The sequence below is a fragment of the Mesorhizobium sp. M7A.F.Ca.US.005.03.2.1 genome (genome assembly GCF_003997795.1).
GTDB lineage: Bacteria > Pseudomonadota > Alphaproteobacteria > Rhizobiales > Rhizobiaceae > Mesorhizobium > Mesorhizobium ciceri.
In genome coordinates, this window is the sequence record NZ_RZRP01000464.1 from 1 (window position 1) to 4,980 (window position 4,980).

4 protein-coding genes and 1 pseudogene are annotated in these 4,980 nt (G+C 56.8%); 4 read left to right on the forward strand and 1 reads right to left on the reverse strand.

The window, feature by feature from the left end:
- The 3 genes from EN991_RS23070 to EN991_RS23080 form a co-directional block, all read left to right on the forward strand.
- Nucleotides 1–1,077: class I SAM-dependent methyltransferase (locus EN991_RS23070; protein ID WP_127369615.1), on the forward strand; the 1,077-nt coding region annotated here is incomplete at its 5' end.
- Nucleotides 1,074–1,889, forward strand: a complete 816-nt coding sequence (locus EN991_RS23075) for a sugar phosphate nucleotidyltransferase (protein ID WP_063170845.1) — start codon at nucleotides 1,074–1,076, stop codon at nucleotides 1,887–1,889. The genes EN991_RS23070 and EN991_RS23075, both read left to right, overlap by 4 nt.
- On the forward strand, nucleotides 1,886–2,539 hold the full coding sequence (locus tag EN991_RS23080; RefSeq protein ID WP_127369616.1) for a PIG-L deacetylase family protein: 654 nt from the start codon (nucleotides 1,886–1,888) through the stop codon (nucleotides 2,537–2,539). Before EN991_RS23075 ends, EN991_RS23080 begins: the two co-directional genes overlap by 4 nt.
- Before the next feature lie 332 nt (nucleotides 2,540–2,871).
- Here EN991_RS23080 and EN991_RS23085 read toward each other — a convergent pair whose 3' ends face one another.
- Nucleotides 2,872–3,570 (reverse strand): response regulator transcription factor, encoded by a 699-nt coding sequence (locus EN991_RS23085; protein WP_244507031.1) that lies wholly within the window; start codon nucleotides 3,568–3,570, stop codon nucleotides 2,872–2,874.
- 887 nt (nucleotides 3,571–4,457) lie between these two features.
- On the opposite strand from EN991_RS23085, the pseudogene EN991_RS23090 reads away from it, so the two are divergent.
- A pseudogene (locus EN991_RS23090) lies at nucleotides 4,458–4,980 on the forward strand (hypothetical protein); the annotation flags it as partial.

Below are 4,980 nucleotides of genomic sequence, written 5' to 3' on the forward strand. Positions count from 1 at the left end.
GAGTATATGAGCCCAGAGACCATCTTCAGCGAATACGCCTACTTCTCTTCGTTCTCGACCAGCTGGGTGGCTCATTCGAAACTTTATTGCGAGACGATCACACGACGCCTTGGGCTTGGCCCTGACAGCCTTGCGGTGGAACTCGCAAGTAATGACGGTTACTTGCTGCAGCATTTTCTGCCACTCGGCGTTCCTGTGTTGGGCGTCGAGCCGGCAGCCAATGTCGCGCGCGCCGCGATCGAGAAGGGGGTGGCCACCTGGGTCGACTTCTTCGGCGTCCGGCTGGCAAATCAAATGGTGGGCGAAGGACTTCGCGCGGACCTCATCATTGGCAACAACGTCCTGGCGCAGGTGCCAGACCTCAACGACTTCGTCGCCGGGGTGGCGATCCTGCTCAAACCGGAGGGCATGGTCACTCTCGAATTCCCACACATCGAGCGGCTGATGGCGGAGAACCAGTTCGACACCATCTACCACGAGCATTTTTCGTATTTCTCACTGTTGACGGTCGACCTGATGGCGGCCCGTCACGGGCTGCGGCTGATCGATGTCGAGGAACTTCCCACCCACGGTGGGTCGCTGCGGGTCTATCTCTGCCACGAAGGCAGTGCCTGGCAGAGGAAGGACAGCATCGCCCAATTGCTCGAGCGCGAAACCAGGCATGGGCTTGGAGAGATGTCGACCTACGCCTCTTTCGGCTACAAGGCGCAGCGCGCGAAGCGTGATCTCTTGGCATTCCTGATTTCGGCCAAGGAAGAGGGCAAGACGATTTGCGGTTACGGCGCGCCTGGCAAGGGAAACACGCTGCTGAACTACTGCGCCATCGGCACCGACTTCCTGGATTTCACAGTGGACCGCAACCCGTACAAGCACGGGCGTTATACACCTGGAATGCACATCCCGATCAAGCCCGTCGACGAAATCGACGAGGCTAAGCCAGACTACATCCTCATCCTTCCGTGGAATCTGAAGGACGAGATCATTCAGCAGATGCGCCATGTCGCCGCTTGGAACGCGAAATTCGTAGTGCCGATTCCTTTCGTGACCGTAATCGATCCGTCGGAGTACGAGAAATGAAAGTCATTCTTTTCTGTGGCGGTCGCGGGACCCGCATTCGCGACTATTCCGAAAGCATCCCAAAGCCGATGATACCGCTCGGCCACCAGCCGATCCTGCGCCATGTCATGCAATGGTACAGTGACTATGGGCATGACGAGTTCGTGTTGTGTCTGGGCTACAAGGCCAACGTGATCAAAGACTTTTTCTTGAACACCCGGCCGCAAACGTTTTCCGATTGCGTGGTTACGCGAGGAGGCCAGGACGTCAAGCTCCTCGGCGACACAATCAAGGACTGGAGCATCACTCTGCTCGATACCGGTATTTGGCGCAGCATTGGAGAGCGCCTGTGGGCTGCGCAGGATCACGTCAGGAACGAGAAGATGTTCCTGGCCAACTATTCCGACGGCCTGACCGATGTCGACTTGGACGACATGATCAGAAAATTCGAGGCCAGCGGCAAGATCGGCTGCTTTCTGGCAGTGCACGCGCCGCTGACTTACCATTTGGCCGACATCGCGGAAGATGGCCGCGTGCGCGAGTTTCGTGCGGCCGAGACATCGGAGATCTGGATCAATGGCGGCTACTTTATATTCCGTCCGGAAATTTTCAACTACATGCGCGACGGGGAGGAACTCGTTGTCGAGCCGTTCAAGCGTCTGATCGATGACAACATGCTGATGGCGTACAAGCACGAGGGTTTCTGGCGTTCAATGGACACGCTGCGCGATTGGCAATCACTCGAAGACATGGTCGAAAAGGGCGACATGCCCTGGAGTATGATAGCCACCGCCGAGAAGAATAGGCGTAGTATGGGGTTGGCCGCATCATGAAGGGGCTTGGTCTCGGGCGTGGCGGCGAGGAACTCTCGATTCTGTGCGTCGGGGCCCATTCCGACGACATTGAGATCGGCGCGGGAGGCACAATCCTCAGTCTGATCGCGTCGGAGGTCAAACTTCACGTCTACTGGTGCGTCTTAAGCGCCGGCGGCCAGCGGTCGGCCGAAGCCAGGGCTTCGGCCGAAGCCTTCCTCGAAGGATCCCATTCGTCCACGATCGACGTTGCGGATTTTGAAGACGGCTATTTCCCAGTTCACAGCCGATCGATAAAGCATTGGCTGATGGACGTAAGATCAAGGGTTCATCCCGACGTGATATTAACCCATGCCAGGTTCGACGCCCATCAGGACCATAGGGAGGTCAACCAACTGACCTGGAACGTTTTCCGCGATCACCTTGTGCTCGAATACGAGATTCCGAAATGGGACGGCGATCTTTGCCAACCCAATGCGTATGTGCCGATTGCAGCCCACGTGCTGGAACGCAAGATCCAACTCCTTCACGAGCACTTCGGGACACAGCGCTCAAAGGACTGGTTCGATCGGGAGACATTCGCCGGGCTTGCGCGGTTGCGTGGAATGGAATGCCGGGCACCCGAGCACTTTGCGGAGGCCTTCACGCTTAGGAAGGTCAAAATATTGTAGCGATAGCCCTCCGGGGTCGCTGTCGCAAGGATTGGTCCCCCAGGACGGCACGACCAGTTCCACGAGAGAGCAGCAACCTGGTCCTCGCCATTGACGAAGTGTCACTTCCGGCTGGTTGCTGGACAGTGAGGCAGGAGTGCTTTGGACGCCTCGCAATGGTTAGTCTTTAGGAACAGGACATATGGGAGCTGGCTATATGCGGGGCGTCCACCACGGGTGTCCAGCGGGACGGAGGTCCCTCAATTGTGCAGCAATCATCCCCCAGATCAGACGCTACGCGAGAGCAAAACGGCCCGCACGATTTAACCAAAGTTAGCGTCTCATTTGCTTCGTCACTCCACAGCCAGAGATCCTTCGGCGAAGAGATCGTTGACCTTGTAAGCGACTTCCGTCCGGTTGGTCGCCTTAAGCTTTTTCATGATGTTGCGGATGTGCACCTTCACGGTGCTTTCTCTCAGGTTCAGCTCATAGGCGATGATCTTGTTCGCCTTGCCGCGTCGGAGCGCCTGGGCGACCTCAGCCTGTCTGAGCGTGAACATGCCTGTCAAAGGTGTTTCAAGGCTGCCTGAATCTATCAGGTGCCGCATGGACAGGACACTACTTGCAGGAACGAAAATGCCTCCTGCCACCGCAAGATTGATCGCCTCGACACAGACGTCGATCCCGACAGAGGTCGGAATGTAGCCACGTGCGCCACATTCGAGAGCCGCCAGTATCTGTGCAAGGTCTTCTGTGTCGGCCAAGATCACCACAGGCACCGACCTGAACTCGGACGAAATGCGCCTGATCTGATCCGCTATGCCATGGTCGGTGACTTTCCGGCCGCCCAGGTTGAAAAGAATGGCTGCAAGGATCATCCCCTCTTTCACGCGCCATTCGTCTATCGAACCCTTGGCCTCGACGGCCATGCCGAGTTCGTGGTCTTCCAAGGCCGATGCCAGACATTCGCGATCTAGCGCCCTTCCGTCCAAGATGAGGAGGCATTCTCTGCCTACTTGTTCATGGACCGTTGCTTTTCCGCCGGACGGAATTCCTGCCGGCTCTACCGAAGTGTATTTATGCAGTTCTACTGTGGAACTCATACTCTAACCCACCCTTTTCCCAACAAAATTCGCCCTGAGGCGGCAATTAGCCCCTCACTCGCCAGTTTCTTCAGAAAGTATAGTAATGCCCACCCGTTCTGAGAGCCTGGCTGGAATTGTCCAACCTGGTGCACCCGCTGTTCCTCATTCCCAGCCAGAACAGCGTGAGTAGCTTATGGGCTATTCACAAGCGGGCGCTAACATAAGTTAATTTTCGGTAAATTTTTGAGCCACGAAATCCCGACGCCTACCGGGAAACGCGAAGCCAGGGCGGCCGCGCCGCGCTTGTGCCGACACAGATACGCGTTGCGAAGGCTCGGGCTGAGGTGGCCACCTGAGGACCATCCTCCGTCAGCAAACACATATCCAGAACGGATCCGGCATTCTGGATCTCGGCTTCCAGCGCGTCGATCAGTCTTTCGACAGCTTTGCTGGCAATATGGCTGTCAGGGTACTTGGCTTTCACAGTGGCGCACTCGTAGATTTCCTTGAATTGCCTGACCCTGCTTGGGTCCGAACATGCGATATACATCGTGGGTGTCATATCGCCTCTCCTCCTTATGGTGGATTCTAGACAACCCGCCCGTTGCCAGCCTTCGGTCCGTCACGCGCATTTCTTAGTGCCGACATAGATGCGGCCATTCAGCCCAGGATCGCATTTTGCGCCGGCCACTGCCTTCACCATCAAGGGCAAGGGCGATGGAGACGAGCGCGTCCGCTACCTCCCTTCGCGGGTGAAGGCTACCCCCTTTGACTCTCTTGCGGGGGATACTCACCTGCCGAAAGATTGGCCATCGGACAGCTTGCTGTATCCGCTCACCGGGAACTCGATCGGCATGCAGGTGTCTTTGCCGGGACTGCTAGTATGCGCGGCTATTTTGCTTGTTGCGTACTATTCAAGGGGAATGCTGATCATTGGCTTGATCGCTTCCCAGGCTTTCGGTGCGACGGCCGTGATGACCCTGAGCTTTCTGGGTGGCTCATCCCCCTTGATCTACACCTTATTCGCGGGCCTGCTCGTCACGGCCGTCGCCGCGAGACGGCGTATCTGGTTTGATCTTGGATTCGTGTTCGGAAGCATCGGGTCGATCTGGGTCCTTACAAGCCTTATGCTTTACGCAATCATCGGATCATGGCTGTTTCCGAGGTTCTTTGCGGGACAGACGACCGTATTCGTGCAGTCCAAGAACCGTGGAACAGTCGTAGAAGATTCATTGGCGCCCGTTTCAGCCAACATTTCGCAGACGGGCTACTTTATTCTTGGTGGCCTCGCCGCGATAGCACTTTGCGCCCTGCTGCTGCACTCCAACCGGATCGATCAAATCAGGCGCGGCTTCTTTTTGTGGTGCGGCCTGCACG